At 53.7% G+C, this 20,100-nt stretch carries 20 protein-coding genes, 1 pseudogene and 1 riboswitch; of the genes and pseudogenes, 8 read left to right on the top strand and 13 right to left on the bottom strand.

Annotation, left to right across the window (positions count from 1 at the left end; all coding sequences use genetic code 11):
- Window positions 1–17: 17 nt before the first annotated feature.
- The 7 genes from DHf2319_RS12820 to DHf2319_RS12790 all read right to left on the bottom strand — a co-directional run bounded on the left by DHf2319_RS12820 (window position 18) and on the right by DHf2319_RS12790 (window position 6,253).
- Complete coding sequence (locus DHf2319_RS12820) at window positions 18–1,088, bottom strand: nickel/cobalt transporter (RefSeq protein WP_243478745.1); 1,071 nt, start codon at window positions 1,086–1,088, stop codon at window positions 18–20.
- Window positions 1,079–1,777: a DUF1007 family protein gene (locus DHf2319_RS12815; RefSeq protein WP_243478744.1), complete on the bottom strand. Its 699-nt coding sequence runs from the start codon at window positions 1,775–1,777 to the stop codon at window positions 1,079–1,081. The genes DHf2319_RS12820 and DHf2319_RS12815 overlap by 10 nt, the downstream gene beginning before the upstream one ends.
- Window positions 1,778–1,868: 91 nt before the next feature.
- Complete coding sequence (xerC, locus tag DHf2319_RS12810; RefSeq protein ID WP_243478743.1) at window positions 1,869–2,840, bottom strand: tyrosine recombinase XerC; 972 nt, start codon at window positions 2,838–2,840, stop codon at window positions 1,869–1,871.
- Window positions 2,841–2,846: 6 nt separating this feature from the next.
- Complete coding sequence (locus tag DHf2319_RS12805) at window positions 2,847–3,521, bottom strand: DUF484 family protein (protein WP_243478742.1); 675 nt, start codon at window positions 3,519–3,521, stop codon at window positions 2,847–2,849.
- A gap of 8 nt (window positions 3,522–3,529) precedes the next feature.
- Window positions 3,530–4,411 carry a diaminopimelate epimerase gene (dapF, locus tag DHf2319_RS12800; protein WP_243478741.1) on the bottom strand — a complete coding sequence of 294 codons (882 nt, stop codon included), beginning with the start codon at window positions 4,409–4,411 and terminating at the stop codon, window positions 3,530–3,532.
- Window positions 4,412–4,437: 26 nt separating this feature from the next.
- Window positions 4,438–5,433 carry a lysophospholipid acyltransferase family protein gene (locus tag DHf2319_RS12795; protein ID WP_243478740.1) on the bottom strand — a complete coding sequence of 332 codons (996 nt, stop codon included), beginning with the start codon at window positions 5,431–5,433 and terminating at the stop codon, window positions 4,438–4,440.
- A complete protein-coding gene (locus DHf2319_RS12790; RefSeq protein WP_243478739.1) occupies window positions 5,396–6,253 on the bottom strand; it encodes a lysophospholipid acyltransferase family protein in 858 nt (285 codons plus the stop codon). Before DHf2319_RS12790 ends, DHf2319_RS12795 begins: the two co-directional genes overlap by 38 nt.
- A 244-nt stretch (window positions 6,254–6,497) precedes the next feature.
- Here DHf2319_RS12790 and metK point away from each other — a divergent pair, with 244 nt between their 5' ends.
- Both metK and DHf2319_RS12780 read left to right on the top strand, forming a co-directional pair.
- Window positions 6,498–7,661 carry a methionine adenosyltransferase gene (gene metK / locus DHf2319_RS12785; protein ID WP_243480108.1) on the top strand — a complete coding sequence of 388 codons (1,164 nt, stop codon included), beginning with the start codon at window positions 6,498–6,500 and terminating at the stop codon, window positions 7,659–7,661.
- A 121-nt stretch (window positions 7,662–7,782) separates the two neighbouring features.
- Complete coding sequence (locus DHf2319_RS12780) at window positions 7,783–8,001, top strand: DUF1289 domain-containing protein (RefSeq protein ID WP_243478738.1); 219 nt, start codon at window positions 7,783–7,785, stop codon at window positions 7,999–8,001.
- Window positions 8,002–8,044: 43 nt separating this feature from the next.
- Here DHf2319_RS12780 and DHf2319_RS12775 read toward each other — a convergent pair whose 3' ends face one another.
- Together DHf2319_RS12775 and DHf2319_RS12770 are read right to left on the bottom strand one after the other, a co-directional pair.
- On the bottom strand, window positions 8,045–8,965 hold the full coding sequence (locus DHf2319_RS12775; protein ID WP_243478737.1) for an NAD(P)-dependent oxidoreductase: 921 nt from the start codon (window positions 8,963–8,965) through the stop codon (window positions 8,045–8,047).
- Window positions 8,965–9,372 carry a carboxymuconolactone decarboxylase family protein gene (locus DHf2319_RS12770; RefSeq protein WP_243478736.1) on the bottom strand — a complete coding sequence of 136 codons (408 nt, stop codon included), beginning with the start codon at window positions 9,370–9,372 and terminating at the stop codon, window positions 8,965–8,967. Before DHf2319_RS12770 ends, DHf2319_RS12775 begins: the two co-directional genes overlap by 1 nt.
- A gap of 164 nt (window positions 9,373–9,536) precedes the next feature.
- Window positions 9,537–9,642, top strand: a riboswitch (S-adenosyl-L-homocysteine riboswitch).
- A gap of 78 nt (window positions 9,643–9,720) precedes the next feature.
- Between DHf2319_RS12770 and ahcY the strand changes: the two genes are divergently transcribed.
- The 3 genes from ahcY to metF are packed head-to-tail and all read left to right on the top strand — an operon-like array spanning window position 9,721 to window position 12,374.
- On the top strand, window positions 9,721–11,136 hold the full coding sequence (gene ahcY, locus DHf2319_RS12765) for an adenosylhomocysteinase (protein WP_243478735.1): 1,416 nt from the start codon (window positions 9,721–9,723) through the stop codon (window positions 11,134–11,136).
- A gap of 54 nt (window positions 11,137–11,190) precedes the next feature.
- Window positions 11,191–11,529, top strand: a complete 339-nt coding sequence (locus tag DHf2319_RS12760; RefSeq protein WP_243478734.1) for a phage holin family protein — start codon at window positions 11,191–11,193, stop codon at window positions 11,527–11,529.
- On the top strand, window positions 11,526–12,374 hold the full coding sequence (metF, locus tag DHf2319_RS12755; RefSeq protein ID WP_243478733.1) for a methylenetetrahydrofolate reductase [NAD(P)H]: 849 nt from the start codon (window positions 11,526–11,528) through the stop codon (window positions 12,372–12,374). The genes DHf2319_RS12760 and metF overlap by 4 nt, the downstream gene beginning before the upstream one ends.
- Here metF and DHf2319_RS12750 read toward each other — a convergent pair.
- Window positions 12,366–13,007, bottom strand: coding sequence for a 5-formyltetrahydrofolate cyclo-ligase (locus DHf2319_RS12750; RefSeq protein WP_243478732.1), 642 nt, complete (start codon window positions 13,005–13,007; stop codon window positions 12,366–12,368). The two genes, metF and DHf2319_RS12750, sit on opposite strands and share 9 nt — an antisense overlap.
- A 71-nt stretch (window positions 13,008–13,078) precedes the next feature.
- Between DHf2319_RS12750 and DHf2319_RS12745 the strand changes: the two genes are divergently transcribed.
- The 3 genes from DHf2319_RS12745 (at window position 13,079) to xth (ending at window position 17,055) form a co-directional block, all read left to right on the top strand.
- A complete protein-coding gene (locus tag DHf2319_RS12745; protein ID WP_243478731.1) occupies window positions 13,079–15,049 on the top strand; it encodes a lytic transglycosylase domain-containing protein in 1,971 nt (656 codons plus the stop codon).
- Window positions 15,050–15,058: 9 nt separating this feature from the next.
- Window positions 15,059–16,183, top strand: coding sequence for a tRNA nucleotidyltransferase/poly(A) polymerase-related protein (locus DHf2319_RS13120; RefSeq protein ID WP_305802160.1), 1,125 nt, complete (start codon window positions 15,059–15,061; stop codon window positions 16,181–16,183).
- 92 nt (window positions 16,184–16,275) lie between these two features.
- Window positions 16,276–17,055 carry an exodeoxyribonuclease III gene (gene xth / locus DHf2319_RS12735; RefSeq protein WP_243478730.1) on the top strand — a complete coding sequence of 260 codons (780 nt, stop codon included), beginning with the start codon at window positions 16,276–16,278 and terminating at the stop codon, window positions 17,053–17,055.
- On the opposite strand, the gene DHf2319_RS12730 is transcribed toward xth, so the two are convergent.
- The 3 genes and pseudogenes from DHf2319_RS12730 to DHf2319_RS12720 form a co-directional block, all read right to left on the bottom strand.
- The gene (locus tag DHf2319_RS12730) at window positions 17,056–17,496 is read right to left on the bottom strand and encodes an acyl-CoA thioesterase (RefSeq protein ID WP_243478729.1); all 441 of its coding nucleotides are present in this window, start codon (window positions 17,494–17,496) and stop codon (window positions 17,056–17,058) included.
- A gap of 68 nt (window positions 17,497–17,564) precedes the next feature.
- Window positions 17,565–18,743 (bottom strand): class I SAM-dependent methyltransferase, encoded by a 1,179-nt coding sequence (locus DHf2319_RS12725; protein WP_243478728.1) that lies wholly within the window; start codon window positions 18,741–18,743, stop codon window positions 17,565–17,567.
- Window positions 18,691–20,037: pseudogene (locus tag DHf2319_RS12720) on the bottom strand (DEAD/DEAH box helicase); the annotation flags it as partial. The gene DHf2319_RS12725 and the pseudogene DHf2319_RS12720, both read right to left, overlap by 53 nt.
- Window positions 20,038–20,100: the final 63 nt, after the last annotated feature.

Genomic DNA, 20,100 nt, shown 5'->3' with positions numbered 1-20,100 from the left:
GTTGGTATCTGTTTCACTTAGTTCAGCGCGCCATACTGCCAGGCAGCGCTAAACAGCAAAATACCGAACAGCATTACCGCGATTGACGCAACGCCCTGCAGGGTTGCGCCAATCGCCTGACCCCATTGACGGCCTTGACCACCACCAGCCGCTTCAGCCATGCGGCCCGCGGTTAGCGACAGCATCGCCAGTGTGGCTACCGTTAAACCAGTGCCTAGCCCCATGGCCAGTGCGGCGGCAATTCCTGCGACAAAGAACTGCTGCGACAGGGCAAACACCAGTACTAGGATGGCCCCAGAGCATGGACGCAGACCAATGGCGACAATCGCCCCCCACGCTTTACGCCAATTTAGTTTGCCTGCAATTTGCGCCGGATCAGGCATGTGCACATGGCCGCAGCCACACGCATCGTCGTGGGTGTGGGGGTCGTGATGATGATGGTGTTCGTGCTGATGGTGGTGGTGATCGTGATGGTGATTATGATGCTGATGCTCTTTTGTGCTTACAGATGACAGCCAGCCGAGGACTGGTTTGAAAATGTGTTTGTAGACTAGCCACGCGCCCAAAAGAGTCAGCAGTGCGTACGCACCTAGCTCTAAAAGTGCCGTGACTTCGTTAAGTACTGCCCCCGTGACATTCAAAATACCCGCTGCAATACCCACCATCACAATGGCGACCAATGCTTGAATCAGTGCAGATACAAACGCCAGAATGGCTCCGTTACGGATAGTTTCTCGATTGGCCAAGACATAGGCAGACAAGATCGCTTTGCCGTGGCCTGGGCCGAGCGCGTGAAACACACCGTATGCAAATGACAGACCCAGTAGGCCCCAAGCTTGCCAACCGTCAGCCTTCCAGGCGCGAACCGCACCGGTCAACTCGCGGTAGAACTCTGATTGCCAGATGGCAATTTGGCCAGACCATTGCGCGAACCAGCCCGATGTTGGTGTTGGTAGGCGCTGTTCAGGTACGGCAAATGGATGGGGTGACTGTGCCAGGGCTGTCGCACTGACCAGTAACAGTAATGCACCAACTACAAAAACCAGCAGCTCTTGATGAGCTTGCGATAGTCGTGGTTTCACAGGCATGTCAGAATTACCCGGTGTTGCAGAGTTTGAGTAACTGCCATCAGGTCAGAAGGCAGTTCGGTGACATCAGGTCCGATCGCAGCAAGACGCTGGGCTGTTTGTGCGTCAAGCGGTTTGGGCATTTCATATTTGGCACTACAGCTTGATGGCGCCGCCAGCAAGGTGACGGCATCTGGGGCCTCAAAACTGTACGCGACATAGAACGTTGGGTCCGCTACTGAGACCACCAATGGCCGATCGCCGGGCATCAAGGGGGTTAACAGGGGCAGTTCGAATTGAAGCGACATCTGCTGTGCCTTACTGTCCCAGTCGACTCGAACACGCTGTGCCGGACCGGTGGGGACCTCGCGATTGCCATGCATGATGCGCGTGAAGTAGTGAGACATGGGATCTGCCAGTGCTTCGATCCAAGATTTGCCGATCTTGTCGAGTTCAGATTGTGGGGGGCGATTATCCGAGCCTACCGGTAACCCTTGCTTGGCGTAACTTGAGAACATTTCGTCGAATAGCCAGGTCTGTGTCACGCCAGTGACAGCGCCCTGCGCATCAAACATCAATTGCACTTTGCCCTCTACCCACATGTGCGGGTGGGCAAGGGCCCGAATAGGTAGCGCTAAAAGCATCGCAATTACCACAACAAATGTGAGCCATCGCAAATGCTTTGTGATGCGGTTTGGTACGAGATTCATGTCTGTCATTGTTTGTGCTTGTTCACCAAATCAACGTTGAGACAGTATGGCACGTCACAAGTTTCCAACGTTTGGGTTGCCGCATGGCAACTCAGGATTTATCCGAGGATTTTCGGTTGGCCCGAGGATGGGCAGCGTCATAAACTGAGGCCAGATGTTGGAAATCGAGTTTTGTGTAAACCTGCGTAGTCGAGATACTGGCATGCCCGAGCATTTCCTGAACGGCACGCAGATCTTGAGCTGACTGCAACACATGGCTGGCAAAGCTGTGCCTCAGAACATGTGGATGCACGCGGGTGGGCAAGCCAGCGGCCAAAGCCAGCTGCGCGAGGCGCTGTTGGATCACTCGGGGGTGGATGCGCTTGCCACGCTCACCGAGAAACAGGGCGAATTGGTCACAGCTGTCACTTTGAGGCTTTACAAATTGATCGCGCACCGATAGCCAGGCTTCTAGGGCTAGGGTTGCTTGTTGACCGACCGGAACTGTGCGCCGCTTGTTACCTTTACCGAGCACGTGGACCTCTTGTTGTGCGATCTCTAGCCAGCTACTTGATTCGTAGTCGGATGATTTGTAATAACTGATGTCTAGCGATACCAACTCGCTTAATCGTAGACCACTGGAATAGAACAGTTCAAAGATGGCTCGATCACGCAAGGTCAGTGGCTCACGCGATGCTGCCAGAGCGCTGTTCTCCAGCAGCGCTTGAGTTTGATCTACCGACATGGCTTTCGGCAAGCTTCGGTTGGCTTTAGGGGCTTTAACGTCTTGCACGGGGTTTAGCGCCAAGCCGATTTTGGGAGCCCACCAGGCGTAAAAGCCGCGCCATGCCGAGAGCATTCGTGCCAGGCTTCTAGGCTGATGGCCTTGGCCATGCAGCTTGCCCAGGAATTGACGAATGTGCCGCTCGGCGATGTCTTGCGGTGCCATGTCAGTGGCGAGCTCAACGAGCTGTCTTAGATCGCGCTCGTAGGCAGAAATCGTATGTGCAGCGTAGCGACGTTGGGTGGCGAGGTAGTCTAGCCACTGGCGCATCGGTTCAGGCAAGTTAACCGGTGCGTTCATGGATAGCTATGTCCCTGATTTGAGCGGCAACCGACCGATGGCTGCAGACGCAAGCCGACCGATTGTCTCCAGGAAGGTTGTGCCCATGTCGCTGGTAAAGCGCTCAGGATCGTCAGAGGCAAGCAAAAGAAGACCAACTGTCGGTGCAGCGTCAGCTGAACCATGCTTGATGGTAACCATGGCCATCGATGCGGGTGTATCGCGCAGCCATTGTGTGACAGAAAATTCCTTATTGGGCCCACAGTACGGCGCTGTCAGACTCTGGGCGAATAACCGGGCGTCCTCATCAACCGGCTCTCCCACCCCTTCTGTGGCTATGTCCAGGCCCCACAGACGCATACCGACTTCAGGAATATCAAAGGTCTCTGCTAGCCCGGCGATGATATGGCCGGGAATGGTTTGAGCATCTTGGGCCGTTAGCATGACTTCACACCAACTGGTCACCTTGTTGGCAACCGACTCATTGAAACTGGCCTGGTGACTCAGTGCAGCTAGGCGCATTTCCAGATCTTTCTGGCGATCACGCAAAGTCATGATCTGACGCTCGCCCAAGGATATGGCGCGTGACTGATTCGGATGTGGAACAGTGAGTGCGGCAAACAACTCGGCGTGATCAGAAAAAAATTCCGGGTTCTCTTGCAGGAACCGGGCCACTGTCAATGCGCTTAAGTTCTCGGTCATAAAGTCACTCAAAAGGTTGGAATCGATTCAATCAGTTGCGCGATGTTTACCTGCCCTTCAAATACGGTGGTTGCAGGTCCTGTCATTTGTAAGGTTGTGCCATCCCATTCAATGGTCAGCGTACCACCTCGCGTTTGTACTTTCACCGGGCTTTTTAGCAGCCCTTGGCGGATACCGCTTGCAACGGCTGCGCAAGCACCCGTGCCACAGGCGAGCGTTTCGCCTGCGCCGCGCTCATACACCCGCAGTCGAATATTGTGGGCATCGAGTACTTGCATAAAGCCGGCATTCACGCGTTTGGCAAACCGCGGATGACTCTCAATGGCCGGCCCAATTAAAGCCACAGGCGCAGTATTAATGTCATCGACGATCTGGACAGCGTGGGGATTGGAAATCGCCACGAGTGACAACCAAGCCGGCGGGTTCTGATTGTCAAGCGGCAATGCGTATTGTGTGTCCTGACCCACCACACGCGACGCCAGCCCGGATGCGTCAAACGACAAGTCGGCTGGTGCGAATCGAGTTTGTCCCATGTCCACTCGAACTTGCCCGTCTGGCAGTTCGGTCAATGTAATGAGGCCCGTGGCGATCTCCGCGCGAATAGGGTTTCGTGAAGACAACTTGCGTTCATGCACAAATCGCACAAAACAACGGGCACCGTTGCCACAATGCTCGACTTCGGAGCCATCTGAATTAAAAATCCGATACCTGAAATCCGCATTAGGGTCAGTTGGCGCATCCACCAGAAGGATCTGGTCGCAACCAATCCCGAATTGGCGGTGTGCGATTGCACGGGCTAATTCGGGTGTCATCTCGATAGCCTGGGACAGGCCGTCAAGCACCACGAAATCGTTGCCGGCGCCGTGCATTTTGGTGAAAGACCATTTCATGGGGAGATTATCGCCTCGTTTAGTGTTCATTCATAGGGGTAGGGTTCGCCTTCTGGCCGGTGCTTGAAGCGCCGATGAACCCAGTAATACTGTGCAGCGCGAGGCAAGATCCATTGCTCGATCAGTTCGTTTAAGTGCGCCGTGTCCTGCTCAAGGGTATTGGCCGGGTTGGGGAAGGTGTCAAGCGGTGGCAATACCTCGACGTGGTATCTGCCGGTTTTGGGATCCCAGGTACTGATGACGGGCAGAACAGGGAGATTGAATTGGCGAGCCAACTGTGCCGTGGACATCTGCGTGTAGGCCGGCACCCCAAAAAATGGCACCAGTGCTGCACCTCGACGTCCAAGGTCCATGTCAGGCAAGTAATAAATGGGCATGCCTTGTTTGATCAAGCGAATGAGTCCGCGGATACCATCTTTGCGGCTGACGAGGTGAACATTATGAAAGCGCCCTCGCCCAAGCCTGACGAAGTCATCGATCAATTTGTTGCGCTGCTCAGCGTAGATGGTGGCGCCCTCGGGACCAGCTAGCGTGAGGCGACTGGCTGCCGCATCGAGCCCAACAAAGTGTGGGGCGAGCAACATAATCGGCAGTTGCTGATCGGTGTAGTGGTGGGCATGTTCAATCCCGGATAGCGTGACGAATGCTTCAATTTCTTGCGGGCTGCCAAACCAAATGACACTGCGGTCGATAAAGCTTTGCACTAGAGCTCGCCAATGATCCTTTAGCAATTGCTGTTGCTCGGCTTGGGTCTTGTCCGCAAAACACAACTCGATGTTGCGCCGGGCGATCTTGGCGCGTCGCGGCATCACAAGAGGTGCTAGTTTTGACAGCAACCAACCTAATGAGAGACGAAATCGCATGGGCGCTCGCGCCAATAATTCGAAAGTCGTGACCAGGAGCCAAGCGGCAACGGATCGCGATTTCAGCGAATGTAAATCGGCGCCACGAGTGGGCGACTGTTGTTGAGCCGGTTGTCGTTTCTCAGTCAAAATGGTCTTGATCCGGTGCAGGCGGTGCATCTTTTGGCCGCTTGTAGCGGTAATAGCCCCAAAGATACTGGGTTGGGAAACGATTGATCAGAGTTTGCATCATCTCATTAAACAGCACGGCCTGCTCGCGCGCATCTGCTGGCAGCACGTCTGGCGCACGCAGATAATGCATACGCCAGCCTTGGCCCCTAGGTAGGCGCTCACAAGCGGCGACGATCACAATCGCATGGGTCATTTTGGCGAGTTTGCCCGGAAGCGTGACTGTGAAAGCCTCGCGCCCAAAAAATGGTGCCCAAACACCTTCGCCTTCACGCGGTACCTGATCAGGCAGCATACCGACAGACTCGTTGCGTTTGAGGGCTTTGACAAACTCTTTAACCCCTTGCAAGTTGGCTGGCACTGCGACCACGCCCGACTTGTTGCGCGCCATGTCCATGACAGGCGCTAGAAACGCCTTACGTGGGGGGCGAAACATGACCGTCAGTCTTTGGTGTCTGGCGCCATGGCGAGCTGACATCTCAAAGCTGCCAAGGTGAGGGGTTAGAAACAGAATGCCGCGCCCAGCGTCGTGTGCTGCTTGCAAAATGTGTTCCTCATCGCCTACGACCTTGTCCAGGCATTGGCTGGGTTTTAACCAGACGTGAGGCAGCTCCATGATCATGGCGCCAGTCTGGGCTGCAGCTTCCTTAAAGAAAGCGGGGTCGTCAAACCCGGCTTGTCTAGCGTTGGCAATCAAGCGATCGCGATAGCGTCCTGGTATGGCAAATACCAGTCGCCCGCCAAAGCGCCCGATAGCTTGCAGGGCTGAGAGCGGCAGCATGGACAGCAGGCGAAACAGAATTAGCAACATGGCAGGTATTTTCGCTTAAAATAAGACTTGATCGTTGAGTTAACCGACAACTTGCGGGACGATCAACTTCATCTAAAGCCATAGATGCAGGTTTTTATCCGCTAAAGCGTCGCGCCCACTACCGACATGATGCCGACCAACAGCTTGGTCACTTAAGTGAAAGGTAAAAAGGGGTGCAGCGCACCCGTTAACCGTTGACCGGCTCCGACCGGTCAAACACTTAAACAAGGATGCTGTCATGTCCATGAAGTCAAATGACTTTCTCTTTACCTCGGAATCAGTTTCTGAAGGCCATCCAGACAAGGTCTCTGACCAGATCTCGGATGCGGTTCTCGATGCCATCTTTACTCAAGATCCCAATGCCCGAGTAGCTGCCGAAACGCTTTGCAACACGGGCTTGGTTGTGCTGGCTGGTGAAATCACCACAACAGCCAACGTCGACTACATTCAGGTGGCGCGTGACACCATTAAGCGCATTGGCTACGACAACAGTGACTACGGCATTGATTACAAAGGGTGTGCCGTGCTGGTCGCGTATGACAAACAGTCTCCCGATATTGCACAAGGCGTGGACCGATCCTCTGAGGAGTACTTGAATCAGGGTGCTGGAGACCAGGGTCTGATGTTCGGCTATGCGTGCGATGAAACCCCAGACTTGATGCCGGCACCGATTTGGTATTCACACCGTCTGGTGCAACGTCAAAGTGAGTTGCGCAAAGACGGTCGCTTGCCGTGGTTGCGTCCGGATGCCAAGTCGCAGGTGACGTTCCGTTATGTCAATGGGCGTCCTGTAGAAGTTGATACGGTGGTGTTGTCAACGCAACATGCACCTGAAATCTCTCAAACGGCTATCCATGAGGCGGTAATTGAGGACATCATTCGTCCGAGTTTCCCTGATGGATTAATTACGCCTAAGACGAAGTTTTTAGTGAACCCGACAGGTCGCTTTGTGATCGGTGGCCCGCAGGGTGACTGCGGACTGACCGGCCGAAAAATTATTGTTGATACTTATGGTGGTGCTTGCCCCCATGGTGGCGGCGCATTCTCGGGTAAAGACCCATCGAAGGTGGATCGTTCAGCGGCATATGCCGCACGCTATGTGGCCAAGAACATCGTGGCAGCGGGTTTGGCTAAACAGTGTCAAGTACAGGTCAGTTATGCCATTGGGGTTGCAGATCCTATCAACATCACGGTCTACACAGAAGGCACGGGCGTTGTTCCAGACGATCAATTGGCCAAGTTGGTGCGTGAGCACTTTGACCTGCGCCCGCGCGGCATTGTGAACATGCTCGATCTGCTGCGTCCGATCTATTCCAAGACCGCGGCCTACGGTCACTTTGGTCGTAGCGAACCGGAGTTCAGCTGGGAAGCGACGGATAAGGCGGCTGAGCTTAAGAAAGCTGTCTAAACGCAACTGTTTTTTCTCAGTTGAGGTCTGAACCCGCCCGCTTGGGCGGGTTTTTTGATATCAAGGTAACAAAGGTGGCTACACTGCGCCACATCATGATATGTACGCACATTCGCCCACGATGAGCTTTTCTGACAATGCCAAGTCGGTTCGCCCCGATTCGCCGTGCGTGGCGGTGTGCTCGACACTATTTGACGAAATCTGTCGCGGTTGTGGCCGAACCGTGATGGAAGTGTCCAATTGGGTGTTCATGACCCAAGAGGAGAAAGACGCTGTCTGGGAACGAATTCTGGCGCAGGGATTTCCCAAGCCACCAGACAACCGCCGTGCACCGAAATAGCGGAAGTTCGGCGGTGACGGTTCACCGCCGATATCCTTTGTGGCTAGCGATCTTCGATACTGTCGTTTGCTAGCGTCTGAACCAGCTTGGCCACAGCCGTGTGGTCATTGCCGGCACCCAGCATTCGTGCTGAAGCCGACCACATTTCATGGCACAACGCAGAAAATGCCGCAGGCGTCTGGGTCTCGTGCGCCAGCCCGAGGGCAATTCCCAAGTCCTTGACCATTAAATCAAGCCCGAAACCAGAGTTGTATTTACCCGAAAGGACGTATTGCTTGAATTTTTTCTGGGTGGAATTGTTCATGCCGGTCGATGCATTCAGAACGTCCACCATTTTGTCGGGACTCAGGCCAAACCGTTTGCCAATCATCAGGGCTTCAATGCCAATTAAAAACCCACCTGCTGATACCAGGTTGTTTAAGGCCTTCATGGCGTGAGCAGAACCGACGTCACCAATACGCTCAATCGCATTGCCCATGGTGGCTAACACTGGACGCACCGTTTCAAGCAATTGTTCGGATCCACCAAACATGATCGACAGCTCACCCGTTTTAGCGCGTGGCACGCCGCCTGAGACCGGCGCGTCTACCAAATGACCGCCGGCATTTGCGACTTGTGCGGCCAGTGTCTGGGTCATGCTGGGTACCCCAGAGGTCATGTCGATAATGATTGAGCCTGGATTCAAACCGGCAAGTAGACCCTCAGATCCATCTAGCACAGATTGAACAATTGAGCTGTTGGGCAAGATGGTGATGATTATTTCTGATTGCTGCGCAAGCATCTTGGCGTTCGTGGCAGGGTTGGCGCCGATTTCCTGCGCCAACTGAGTGGCCAGCTCTAGATTGGCATCGAGTAACGTCAAAGCATAGCCATCCTGGGCCAGTCGGCTGGCCATGGGCCAGCCCATTTTGCCTAAACCGATAAAGCCGATTCGAGGTTTGTCAGCCGTTGTTTGCTGTTTCATTACTTCTTCCCTGGAATAGCGCCTTCTTCGATGAGCACGCTGTGCGCGGCCTTGAAGGCCTCAAGGCCGGCAGGAATGCCGGAGTAGACGGTGGCATGCAGCAAAATTTCCTTGATTTCGTCGACGGTCACGCCATTGTGCAAGGCGCCACGCACGTGCAGCTTGATCTCGTTGGGGCATTTCAAGGCTGTGAGCATCGCAAGGTTGAGCATGCTACGGGTTTTTTTGTCCAATCCGTCACGGGTCCATGCATAACCCCAGCACCACTCGGTGGTGATGTGCTGGAAGGCCATCATGAAGTCGTCTGCCTTGGCTATGCCGCCATCGACGTATTCCTTGCCAAGCACCTCACGGCGTACTTGAAGTCCTTCTTCAAAAAGTTTTGCGGTTTCTTGTTTGCTGGTCATGATGGTCTCCTCAGTGTGCATGAAAGTAGTCCCGCAGTATGCGTTCGTGGTCAAACTGTTGTCAATGCAGGGTAAATTGCTGTCTAGCCTAAGATGCTTTTTTGGGGGGGCGTTAGGCAACAGCCCTCAAAAAGGCTACAATTCAGTTTGTTATTTACAAAAGTTCACTTGAGGAGCGTTGCGACGGTGTGGAGCTTTCCACCCGCCAGGCTCAGGTGAGCTGGTATGCAGGCAGAGTAATCTGCCTCATCCAAACGGCGCTCACCCAATCCTGAAACGACAGCGATTGCGGTGGGACTAGCCGGTTCTGTTGCGTTGCTGTCAGATGAACGAGTGGAGCTCATTGACATGAACGCTGTGACAGAAAAATTTACCGATTATGTAGTTGCCGACATCAGCCTGGCCGAGTGGGGTCGTCGTGAGATCAAGATCGCCGAAACCGAGATGCCTGGCTTAATGGCTGTGCGTGAAGAATATGAGATGGTCAAGCCCTTAAAGGGCGCGCGCATCACCGGCAGTTTGCACATGACCATCCAGACGGCTGTGCTGATTGAAACCCTGCAGGCGCTAGGTGCCGAAGTTCGTTGGGCCTCTTGCAACATCTTTTCAACGCAGGACCATGCTGCTGCTGCGATCGCAGCCAATGGCACACCTGTCTTTGCCAAGAAGGGCGAAACGCTAGCCGAGTACTGGGACTATACCCATCGCATTTTTGAGTGGCCAGATGGGCACTATGCCAACATGATCCTCGACGACGGTGGCGATGCAACTTTGCTATTGCACTTGGGTTCAAAGGCAGAGAAAGATATCACCGTATTGGATAAGCCCGGCTCCGAAGAAGAAGTTGCACTGTTTGCCGCTATCAAAGATCAGCTTAAGCGTGATCCCTCCTGGTACTCCACTCGCTTGGCGCAAATCCGTGGTGTCACCGAAGAGACCACCACCGGTGTTCATCGCCTGTACCAAATGTCCAAGCGCGGCGAGCTCGCATTTGCTGCGATTAATGTGAATGATGCAGTGACGAAGTCCAAGTTTGACAACCTTTACGGATGCCGCGAATCCTTGGTTGATGGTATCAAGCGAGCAACTGATGTCATGGTTGCCGGCAAGATTGCCGTAGTTTGTGGGTATGGTGATGTGGGTAAGGGTTCAGCCCAAGCGCTCGCCGCTTTGCGTGCCCAGGTTTGGGTAACCGAGATCGATCCGATTTGTGCCCTGCAGGCTGCCATGGAAGGCTACAAAGTGGTGACCATGGATGAAGCGTGTGACAAGGCTGATATCTTCGTGACAGCAACGGGCAACTATCATGTCATCACTCGGGCTCATATGGAGCGCATGAAGGATCAGGCGATTGTTTGCAACATCGGTCACTTTGATAACGAGATTGACGTTGCCGGCCTCGAAGACTTGAAGTGGGAAGAGATCAAGCCACAGGTTGATCATGTCATTTTTCCCGATGGCAAGCGCATCATCATGCTGGCGCAAGGGCGTCTGGTGAACTTGGGCTGCGCGACGGGTCACCCGTCATTTGTGATGTCCTCCTCCTTTACCAACCAGACCATCGCGCAAATTGAGCTCTTCACGCGCAACGACGAGTACAAGGCTGGTGAGGTTTACGTGTTACCCAAGCATCTCGATGAAAAGGTCGCGCGTCTGCACTTGAAAAAAATTGGTGCCCAGCTGACAGAGCTTACGCCGCAGCAGGCTGCATACATCAGCGTTAATCAGGAAGGCCCATACAAGCCTGAGCATTACCGTTATTAAGTCGCTTTTGTATAAACGGCAACGGCAGTTGCCACCGCTTTCTGGAGATGTGCGATGTTGATCGTTGTGTGGATTTTGAATGCGGTAGCACTGCTGGCTGTGGCATATGTACTGCCGGGTATCGTGATCGGTAGTTTCTGGTCGGCGATGATGGCCGCCCTTGTGCTGGGGCTACTCAATACGCTGGTCAAGCCGCTGTTGATTTTGTTGACCCTGCCAATCACGATTGTGACGTTAGGCCTTTTTCTGTTGGTGCTTAACGCCCTGGTTTTTTGGTTGGCAGGTTCCTTGTTTAAAGGGTTTCAGGTTGAGGGATTCTGGTGGGCTGTGGCCGGTGCCATCCTCTACAGCGTTGTCTCTAGCCTGTTCTCCATGCTGATATTTCAACAATGACCAAACTTAGTGGGCAGGCTTTTAGCCTGGAATTCTTTCCGCCGCGTGACGATGCGGCCCAAACCCGTTTGACCGAAAGCGCCCAAGCGCTTGCCGCCATCAATCCTGGATATGTCAGTGTGACATTTGGAGCAGGTGGCACCACGCGGGAGGGCACCATGGAGACGGTAAGGCATCTGAAGTCCATGGGCTTTGATGCTGCACCGCATTTGTCTTGTATCGGTTCGACCAGACAGCAGTTGCGTGATCTGCTCGATCAGTACAAAGCAGCGGGTGTCAGGAGAATCGTTGCACTGCGAGGTGACTTGCCTTCTGGGATGGGTGCTGCCGGTGGCTCGGACATGCTGCGCTACGCAGTTGAGCTGGTCCAGTTGATTAGAGAGCACAGCGGTGACTGGTTTCACATTGAAGTCGCCGCCTATCCAGAGATGCATCCGCAGGCCGCTGGTCCACAGGCCGACCTGCGGCATTTCGCACAGAAAATCCAAGCGGGTGCCAGTAGTGCGATCACGCAATATTTCTATAACGCGGATGCCTATTTTGATTTTGTTGATCGCGCGCAGATGCTTGGTGTTGCTGTACCTATCGTTCCCGGGATTATGCCCATCACTAATTACAGCCAGTTGATGCGGTTCTCGGAAATGTGTGGTGCTGAAATCCCACGATGGATTCGTTTACGCCTGGCAGAGTTTGGTGATGATCGGGAATCGATTCGGGCATTTGGTACCGATGTGGTCACGGAAATGTGCCAGACCCTCTTGGAAAACCAGGTGCCAGGGCTACATTTCTACACACTGAATAATGCAGCTGCCACCATGGCGATCTGGCGGGGCTTGTCAGGCTAGGCTGGTCCCACGCCAACTAGGTGCATCTGGATACCACTGGGTTGGTGTGATGATCGCATCAAGCGGATGATCGTGAGCAGCTGCCTGATAGTCTGGATCTAGATCATGCAAGTTGGCGTTGTCCCACGCGACGCCGATCGTGGTTGGGTGATGATGGCTTGCCGCAAGCCCCGCGAGCGTTCGGTCGTAAAACCCTTTGCCGTAGCCCAGGCGGTCTGCTTGGGGTGTGAAACCTAGGGTGGGTACCAGTACGACATCGGGTACAAGGGGGGTGGTGGCTGTTGGCTCCATCACCCCAAAACCTGCCTGATTCATTTCGCTGTGTGGCTGCCAACGATGAAATTCGAGTATCTGTTCAGGCTGTCGCATGACTGGCAGTGCGACAACAACGCCCTGCTCGTGCCATTGCCGAAAAAGTGGTGTCAGGTCAGGTTCGTCAGCCAGCGGCCAAAAACCAGCCACAATGTTGGGTGAGTGAAGCCCGGCTGTCAGACAAGCCGTATGGGTGGTGGCTAACCAGGTAAATAGCCTGGCGCGTATCAAAAGGCTTGCACGTTGACGATCTGCAACGGGTAGCGTCTTGCGTGCCTGTTTCAGGCGCGCCCTTAAATCGTCTGCGTTATTCTGTGTCATGCGATCGCCGTGTTTGTCACCGAAGTGCAACTAAAAATCAAGGTTGATGTCGAACTGTACTGACGCCTATCATGAACCGAATCACTGACCGCTGTCAAAGAGGTGTTGCTGTGCTGCAAAAAGTTTTAAAAACGGTTTCGATCGCATTGCCTGCGTTGTTGTTTACTCCATGGGCAGCCTCATTTACATACAACGCTGATAGTGCGGCAGCGCAAGCGGTTCTGGCTGCTAAAGATGCAGCCGATGCCAAGCAATGGAACAAGCTGCCAGCGCTAGCAGCGCAGACGCAAGGCGATATATTGCAGGTCTACGCTGACTATTGGATTGCCGAGCAAGCGGTGCAGTCGGCTAAAAACGTGTTTGATGTGCCATTGGCCGACGCTTTTTTGAATCGTTACGACGGCACTTATATGGCCGATAAGCTCAGGGCTGATTGGGTGATCGCAGCTGATGAGTCTGGCGCCTTCAACAAAATCCGCGATCTTGGTGAATTTGTTTGGTACAACCGGGAAGTTCGATGCGCCAAGCTAGAGGCCCGTCATATGACGGGGCAACGTGCTACCTCTGAAGAGGCAATGGCAGATTTCCGGCCTGGCAAAGCCTGCTGGGCAATGCTCACCCAGTTTGTGGCTGACGGTGTGATGAAACGCGATGATTTGGTGCTTTTGTTGCAAGATGCGCTTGAGCGCAATCACACCAAGACCGCTGATCGCGTGGCAACCTTGCTGTTTGATGCCAAGACGCTTGGCCGTTATCGCGCCATGATGAGTTCACCTGCTAACTGGGTCAAACAATATAAAGGCAAGGCGACTGGTGATGACGGCTTGTTGGTCTCGATTGGACTCGTGCGCATGGGTCGAGACAATCCCACTACCGCAGCACGTGAACTTGAGACCAAGTGGAGTAAACGCCTACCCAAAGAGGATGCCGGGTGGGCTTGGTCACAATTGGCATTTCAGGCTGCACTGGACCATGAGATTCGGGCCGATGCCTGGTATCAGCGTGCTGGTAACGTCAGGTTGTCAGAAGATGGCAATGCTTGGCGGGTGAGAGCTGCGTTGCGTCAGCCCATTATCAAATGGGACTGGGTGCAGACGGCGATCGAATGGATGCCATCAGATCAGCGTGTTCAAGTCGACTGGCAGTATTGGCTTGCGCGTGCCCTGGCTGCTCAAGGTAAAACCGAGCAAGCGCAAGCAATCTATCAAGAGATCTCAGACGAATTCCATTTTTACGGGCAACTTGCACTTGAAGAGCTTGGGCAGTCGATTGTGGCTCCGCCTGCACCGACGCCAGTTACCACCGCCGAGCTTGATGAGGCACGTAACAATCTGCATTTGCAACAAGCAGTGGCATTGTTCAAGCTTGGGCTTCGTCGTGAAGCGGTACCGCAGTGGAACTTTGGTTTGCGGGGTTTGAATGATCGTCAGTTGCTCGCGGCCGCTGAATTTGCGCGTGAACAGCAGATCTATGATCGCGTTGTGAACACCTCTGAGCGTACTCAGGAGCAGGTCGATTTCTCACAACGATTTATTGCGCCATTTGAAGACAAGGTCAAAGCACAAGCGAATTCAATTGATCTTGATCCTGCTTGGGTATACGGATTGATTCGTCAGGAATCACGGTTTGTGATGGATGCGAGGTCTGTAGTGGGTGCTTCTGGCTTGATGCAATTAATGCCAGCCACAGCCAAGTATGTGGCCCGCAAAATAGGCATGAATGACTTCAGGCCATCGCGTGTCAATGAGTTTGATGTCAATACGACCCTAGGCACCCATTACCTACGAATGGTGCTGGAAGATCTTGATGGATCCCAAGTTCTGGCCAGTGCCGGCTATAACGCAGGGCCTGGTCGTCCTGTGCAGTGGCGTAAGACCTTGGGTCGTCCGGTAGAGGGCGCTATATTTGCAGAGACCATACCATTTAGTGAAACGCGGGATTACGTTAAACACGTATTGTCCAACGCTACTTACTATGCGGCTGTCTTTACCGGTGAGCCACAGTCCTTGAAGGCTAGGCTTGGTGAAATCTCGCCACCATGAGTCAGCGCCATGTCTGATCCCATCCTAGCGGGTTTACAGGTTTATGTGGTTGGTGGCGCAGTTCGAGATGAGCTGCTTGGTCGGACTGCGGGTGACCGCGATTGGGTCGTGGTTGGTAGCTCTCCTGAGGACATGGTTAGCCGTGGTTTTATCCCGGTGGGTGAGGATTTCCCGGTGTTTTTGCATCCGCAAACCAAGGAGGAATATGCCTTGGCGCGCACCGAGCGAAAGTCTGGCAAGGGCTACAAGGGTTTTACGTTTTATGCTGGCGCCGATGTCACATTAGAAGATGACTTGAAACGGCGAGATCTCACAGTCAATGCCATGGCTAAAACGCCAAGTGGCGACTTGATTGACCCGCTCGGTGGGCGCAATGACCTACACAACAAAGTCTTGCGACACATCGGCCCGGCTTTCGAAGAGGATCCGGTTCGTATTCTGCGTTTAGCCCGGTTTGCGGCGCGGTTCTTTGAGTTCGAAGTCGCACCCGAGACAATCAGCCTGTGCCGTCGTATGGTGGCGCTCGGTGAAGCGGATGCGCTTGTACCCGAACGGGTGTGGCAAGAGGTCTCTCGTGGCTTGATCAGTGAGCAACCTTCGCGCATGTTTGAGGTGCTACTCGATTGCGAGGCGCTGCCAGTGGTGATGCCAAATTATGTGTACTCCCCACAACTAGGATCCTACCTCGATAGTGCTGCCACCTGGGCTGAGCGCACGTTACCGGGCATGTATGCCTTGTGCATGCATCTAACCGAAGAGCGCAAGCAATTGGCCCAACGGCTCAGAGCACCGAGTGATTGCGCGCAATGGGCTGACTTATTGCCACTGATAGAAGCAGCGTGCCGGGATTCGAACCATTGGGAGCTGAGCCAGTGGCCTGAGCAGGCGCTCGGTTTACTCGAAAAGACGGATGCTATTCGACGCCCAGACAGGCTTGCGACACTGCTGAACATGGCCAGTCATTTGGTTCAGTGCCCACTCGATCGTTGGCAAACTGCTTTGCAAGCAGCCCGGTCAATCGATGCGGGTGCCATTGCCAAACCCCTTCAAGAACACGGACCGCAAGCTATATCGACTGCGGTGCGTGCGGCCAGACGCGAAGCGATTGCGCAGGCGCTCGCGTCTTCTGTATAGATCTGAATCACTGAACCGAGCAAATTATCGCGAAGCATCTATTAACTGCTTCTAGTACAGTACGGTTAATTAATCTTCTCGAAAGTCTTGTTATGAAACTAGCTACCTGGAATGTCAATTCACTCAAAGTCCGTTTGCCACAAGTTCTGGAATGGCTCTCTATCGCTGAGCCAGATTTTGTGGGGCTGCAGGAACTAAAACTTGACCAGGACAAGTTTCCGCTTGATGCGATTCAGGCAGCCGGTTACCAGGCGGTCTGGCTTGGACAAAAGACCTACAACGGGGTGGCGATCCTCTCAAAAATTCCAGCTCAGGATGTGGTGCTTAATATTCCAGGCGATGATGACCCACAAAAGCGTTTGATTGCAGCGACGTTCGATACACCGTTAGGCCCGTTCAGGTTTGTCAATGTCTATTGTCCCAACGGACAGTCACTGGACTCTGAGAAGTATCCCTACAAGCTCGCGTGGTTCGATCGTTTGACGAAGTGGTTGTCTGATGAGCTTAAAACCTATTCAAACTTGGCTATCGTGGGCGACTACAACATCGCGCCAGCTGATGAGGATGTGCATGACCCCAAACGCTGGAAAGATCAGGTGCTGGTTTCTGAACCCGAACGTGAGGCATTTCGTCGTTTGCTTGGTTTGGGACTGACAGATTCATTTCGTCAGTTTGATCAACCAGAGAAGTCATTTAGCTGGTGGGACTATCGGCTAAATGCATATAAGCGCAATGCAGGTCTTCGTATCGACCACGTGTTGTTGTCTAAGCCGCTGGCTGATCGTTGTCACGGCTGTGTGGTGGATCGCGCACCTCGCGAGAATGAGCAGCCCTCAGATCATGCGCCGGTAGTCGCGACGATTACTGTTTAGTTAAGCGATGGTGATCGCTTGCATGGCGGTGCGCACATCATCAGGAATAAGTGTTGGCGTATCAGTGGTGCGGTCAACGTAAACATGAATGAAATGACCTTGCGCGCACGCATCATGACCATCATTCTTAAAGATTGCGAGTTCGTACTTGACGCTGCTATTGCCAAGCTTGACGATACGCACACCGACCTTGATGCGATCCGGAAACGCAATTGACTCAAAATACGTACAACCCGTTTCGATCACATAAGCGATGACAGGGCTGGATTTGAAGTACAAGCCAAGCTTTGATACCAGGAATGCAGCAACGGCTGTATCAAAGTAGGAGTAGTACTCGACATTATTGACATGGCCGTAGATGTCATTGTCCTTCCAGCGGGTCTCTATCTCATGAAAAAATACATAGTCTGACAACGTTTGTCTCTGTTTGCGTTCTGCCACTATTTGCCTCGCTAATTCAAATTAGTAAATTGATAGAGTTCCTAGAACGTTATCCAGCCACACTTTTTCTAGAGTTGGTGGCGTCTGTCGCCACGGCTAAAGCCAATTAAATCACTGTCGATACCTCGGCCAACTGCAAGCACTTTAAAGAGCTCACCCATTTCCGCTTCTGAAATGAGTTTGTCAATGCCACGTTGCGTATTGATGTCTAGCTTGGGCAGGATATCAAGCAGGCCAGCATTCAGTAAGAATCTTGCCTGACTGGTATAACCCAGTACATTCAGACCTGCATCAAACGCGGCACTAGCCATGGCAGAGAAATCGACGTGTGCGGTGATATCTTGCAGTCCCGGTAGGATCAGCGGTTGTGCATGGCTACGATGCTGGATATGGCACATTAACGTACCTTCTCGGCGCTGCGGATGGTAGTACTCGGCTTGAGGAAATCCATAGTCAATTAATAGCGCTATACCCCACTGAAGCCTTTGACTGACTTCGTTGATCCAGGCTCGGCCCGCTAGATTAATTTCTGTCAGGTAGCCGGGCAAAGGCGGCATCTTCCCTGCCAATTCATTGGCGAGGACTTCGCCTGCTGGCCGATCTTCCCAGACAAACCCATCAGTGCCCCAGGCGACGCCTCGTTCAAACACCGTGCCGTCAGATGTCCAGCCTACTAAATGCACGGGCATGGCATCGAGTACTTCGTTGGCCAGCACCACCCCAATGAATGTGTCGGGTAACTGGTCTAGCCATTGCACTTGTGTACCCCAGTGCGCGAGCTTCAGTTGTTGTCGCTCTCTAAGGTCGGCTGATACCTCGAGGATGTGATAGTGGGGGTGGAGTTCCTGATCAGCGAGTGCTGTAAGTACGTCGTGAGCCAGCTGTCCCGAGCCTGCTCCAAACTCGAGGATAGTGGGCTTGTCTTGTTCGCGTAGTACTTGTGCAACTTGCTGTGCCAGGGTGTAGCCAAATGCCGCAGAAAGCTCAGGAGCCGTGACGAAATCTCCAGACGCTGAGCTGGGGCAGTGCAGTGTGTCTCGCGTAGCTAGTTTGGCTAGGCCAGCCGAGTAGTACCCCAACCCGGGTTCGTACAGTGCTTGCTGCATCCACTGCGCGAACGACATCCAACCACCCGCTTGAGCAATTTGATCGCGCAAGCGGGTAGTCAGTTTCTCGCTATGCGCGAGCGCGTCTGCGCTCAGATGAATCTGTGCGGGATCGGGTCGTTGGCCGTGCGGGTTTTGCATGTCCTGCAGTATAAGGTTTAGCGGTACGTGGCTTGGCGCCGAACCCTGTTTTGGCGGAGCCGCCTGGTCTGCTGCCAGTTTTAACAGCTGCCTTCGCACCAAACCCAGGGCGACGCGGTTTGGCGCTTTTAACATGCGGCTTTTTAGGCGCTACACGCTTGGGCTCAAGACCTGCGATTTCGCTAGCAGCGATACCATGGCCGATGAAATTCTCGATGCGGCGAACTTTGAAGCGGTCGCGGTGTTCACACAGGGTGATCGCCGTACCCTGACGGCCGGCACGTCCTGTACGACCAATCCGGTGTACGTAGTCTTCGGCTTGCATCGGAAGGTCGAAGTTAATGGCGTGACTAATGGTCTGCACGTCGATGCCGCGCGCAGCGACATCGGTGGCTACCAGTACACGGACCCGACCGCGTTGCATGGCGGTCAATGCGCGGGTGCGTTGGCGTTGATTCATGTCACCATGCAAAGCCTGCGCATGGAATCCTTGCTCGTTCAGAACATCAGCCAGATCATCAGCGCCACGTTTGGTGGCGGTAAAGACGATCGCTTGATCCATGCTGGCATCGCGCAGCATGTGGTCTAGCAACTGCAGCTTGTGTTCCTTGCTGTCGGCGTAAAACACATGCTGTTCGATTTGGGCATGGCGCTCTTTGGGTGCAGAGATCTGGATTCTGACTGGATCACGCATCATGGTCTCAGCGAGTTTGGCGACACTGCCATCAAACGTCGCAGAAAACAGCAGCGTCTGGCGCGTTGCAGGCGTGCGTGCAACGATGGTCTTGATGTCATCGATAAATCCCATGTCGAGCATGCGATCGGCTTCATCCAGAATCAGGGTATGCACGGTTGATAGATCAACCCGCTTGCTTTGAAGATGATCCATCAAGCGACCAGGTGTGGCAACCAGCACATCCACGCGTTGGGATAGAGCCTTCAGTTGTGCGCCATAGGGCATGCCGCCCACCACAGTAGCGGTGCGTAGCCCCTTGATTTGACTGCCGAGTAGGCCAGCAGCTTCGCTGACCTGCATGGCCAATTCGCGCGTTGGCGTCAGCACAAGTACCTGCACGCCACGGCCACCTTTGCCAGCTTGCTGGCTCAGTCGATTCAGTGCAGGCAGCATGAAGGCTGCTGTTTTACCGCTCCCAGTCTGAGCAGAAACCATGAGATCCTGACCTTGCAAAGCGGCAGGGATGGCTTGTTGTTGTACGGCTGTGGCTTCTTTAAAACCGGCGCGCGAAATAGCGGCCAGCAACGGGGCTGCAAGCCCGAGTGCTTGAAATGACATCTTCTTTCCTTTGAATCGTGCCGACCGGGACAACCGAACGCATACTAGGGCTATAGTCAGCCG

The sequence above is a fragment of the Orrella daihaiensis genome (assembly GCF_022811525.1).
Classification (GTDB): Bacteria; Pseudomonadota; Gammaproteobacteria; order Burkholderiales; family Burkholderiaceae_B; genus Algicoccus; species Algicoccus daihaiensis.
Note: the sequence above shows the minus strand (reverse complement) of the source record. Positions and strands in the feature narration are given on the sequence as shown.

What these genes read in the sequence shown, in the direction of transcription:
- ahcY (WP_243478735.1), top strand. Translation starts at nt 9,721, where the DNA reads ATGAACGCTGTGACAGAAAAATTTACCGATTATGTAGTTGCCGACATC.
- xth (WP_243478730.1), top strand. Translation starts at nt 16,276, where the DNA reads ATGAAACTAGCTACCTGGAATGTCAATTCACTCAAAGTCCGTTTGCCA.
- DHf2319_RS12780 (WP_243478738.1), top strand. Translation starts at nt 7,783, where the DNA reads ATGAGCTTTTCTGACAATGCCAAGTCGGTTCGCCCCGATTCGCCGTGC.
- metF (WP_243478733.1), top strand. Translation starts at nt 11,526, where the DNA reads ATGACCAAACTTAGTGGGCAGGCTTTTAGCCTGGAATTCTTTCCGCCG.
- metK (WP_243480108.1), top strand. Translation starts at nt 6,498, where the DNA reads ATGAAGTCAAATGACTTTCTCTTTACCTCGGAATCAGTTTCTGAAGGC.
- DHf2319_RS12805 (WP_243478742.1), bottom strand. Translation starts at nt 3,521, where the DNA reads ATGACCGAGAACTTAAGCGCATTGACAGTGGCCCGGTTCCTGCAAGAG.
- xerC (WP_243478743.1), bottom strand. Translation starts at nt 2,840, where the DNA reads ATGAACGCACCGGTTAACTTGCCTGAACCGATGCGCCAGTGGCTAGAC.
- DHf2319_RS12815 (WP_243478744.1), bottom strand. Translation starts at nt 1,777, where the DNA reads ATGAATCTCGTACCAAACCGCATCACAAAGCATTTGCGATGGCTCACA.
- DHf2319_RS12795 (WP_243478740.1), bottom strand. Translation starts at nt 5,433, where the DNA reads ATGCACCGCCTGCACCGGATCAAGACCATTTTGACTGAGAAACGACAA.
- DHf2319_RS12760 (WP_243478734.1), top strand. Translation starts at nt 11,191, where the DNA reads ATGTTGATCGTTGTGTGGATTTTGAATGCGGTAGCACTGCTGGCTGTG.
- DHf2319_RS12820 (WP_243478745.1), bottom strand. Translation starts at nt 1,088, where the DNA reads ATGCCTGTGAAACCACGACTATCGCAAGCTCATCAAGAGCTGCTGGTT.
- DHf2319_RS12790 (WP_243478739.1), bottom strand. Translation starts at nt 6,253, where the DNA reads ATGTTGCTAATTCTGTTTCGCCTGCTGTCCATGCTGCCGCTCTCAGCC.
- DHf2319_RS13120 (WP_305802160.1), top strand. Translation starts at nt 15,059, where the DNA reads ATGTCTGATCCCATCCTAGCGGGTTTACAGGTTTATGTGGTTGGTGGC.
- DHf2319_RS12750 (WP_243478732.1), bottom strand. Translation starts at nt 13,007, where the DNA reads ATGACACAGAATAACGCAGACGATTTAAGGGCGCGCCTGAAACAGGCA.
- DHf2319_RS12770 (WP_243478736.1), bottom strand. Translation starts at nt 9,372, where the DNA reads ATGACCAGCAAACAAGAAACCGCAAAACTTTTTGAAGAAGGACTTCAA.
- DHf2319_RS12775 (WP_243478737.1), bottom strand. Translation starts at nt 8,965, where the DNA reads ATGAAACAGCAAACAACGGCTGACAAACCTCGAATCGGCTTTATCGGT.
- DHf2319_RS12725 (WP_243478728.1), bottom strand. Translation starts at nt 18,743, where the DNA reads ATGCAAAACCCGCACGGCCAACGACCCGATCCCGCACAGATTCATCTG.
- DHf2319_RS12745 (WP_243478731.1), top strand. Translation starts at nt 13,079, where the DNA reads ATGAACCGAATCACTGACCGCTGTCAAAGAGGTGTTGCTGTGCTGCAA.
- dapF (WP_243478741.1), bottom strand. Translation starts at nt 4,411, where the DNA reads ATGAAATGGTCTTTCACCAAAATGCACGGCGCCGGCAACGATTTCGTG.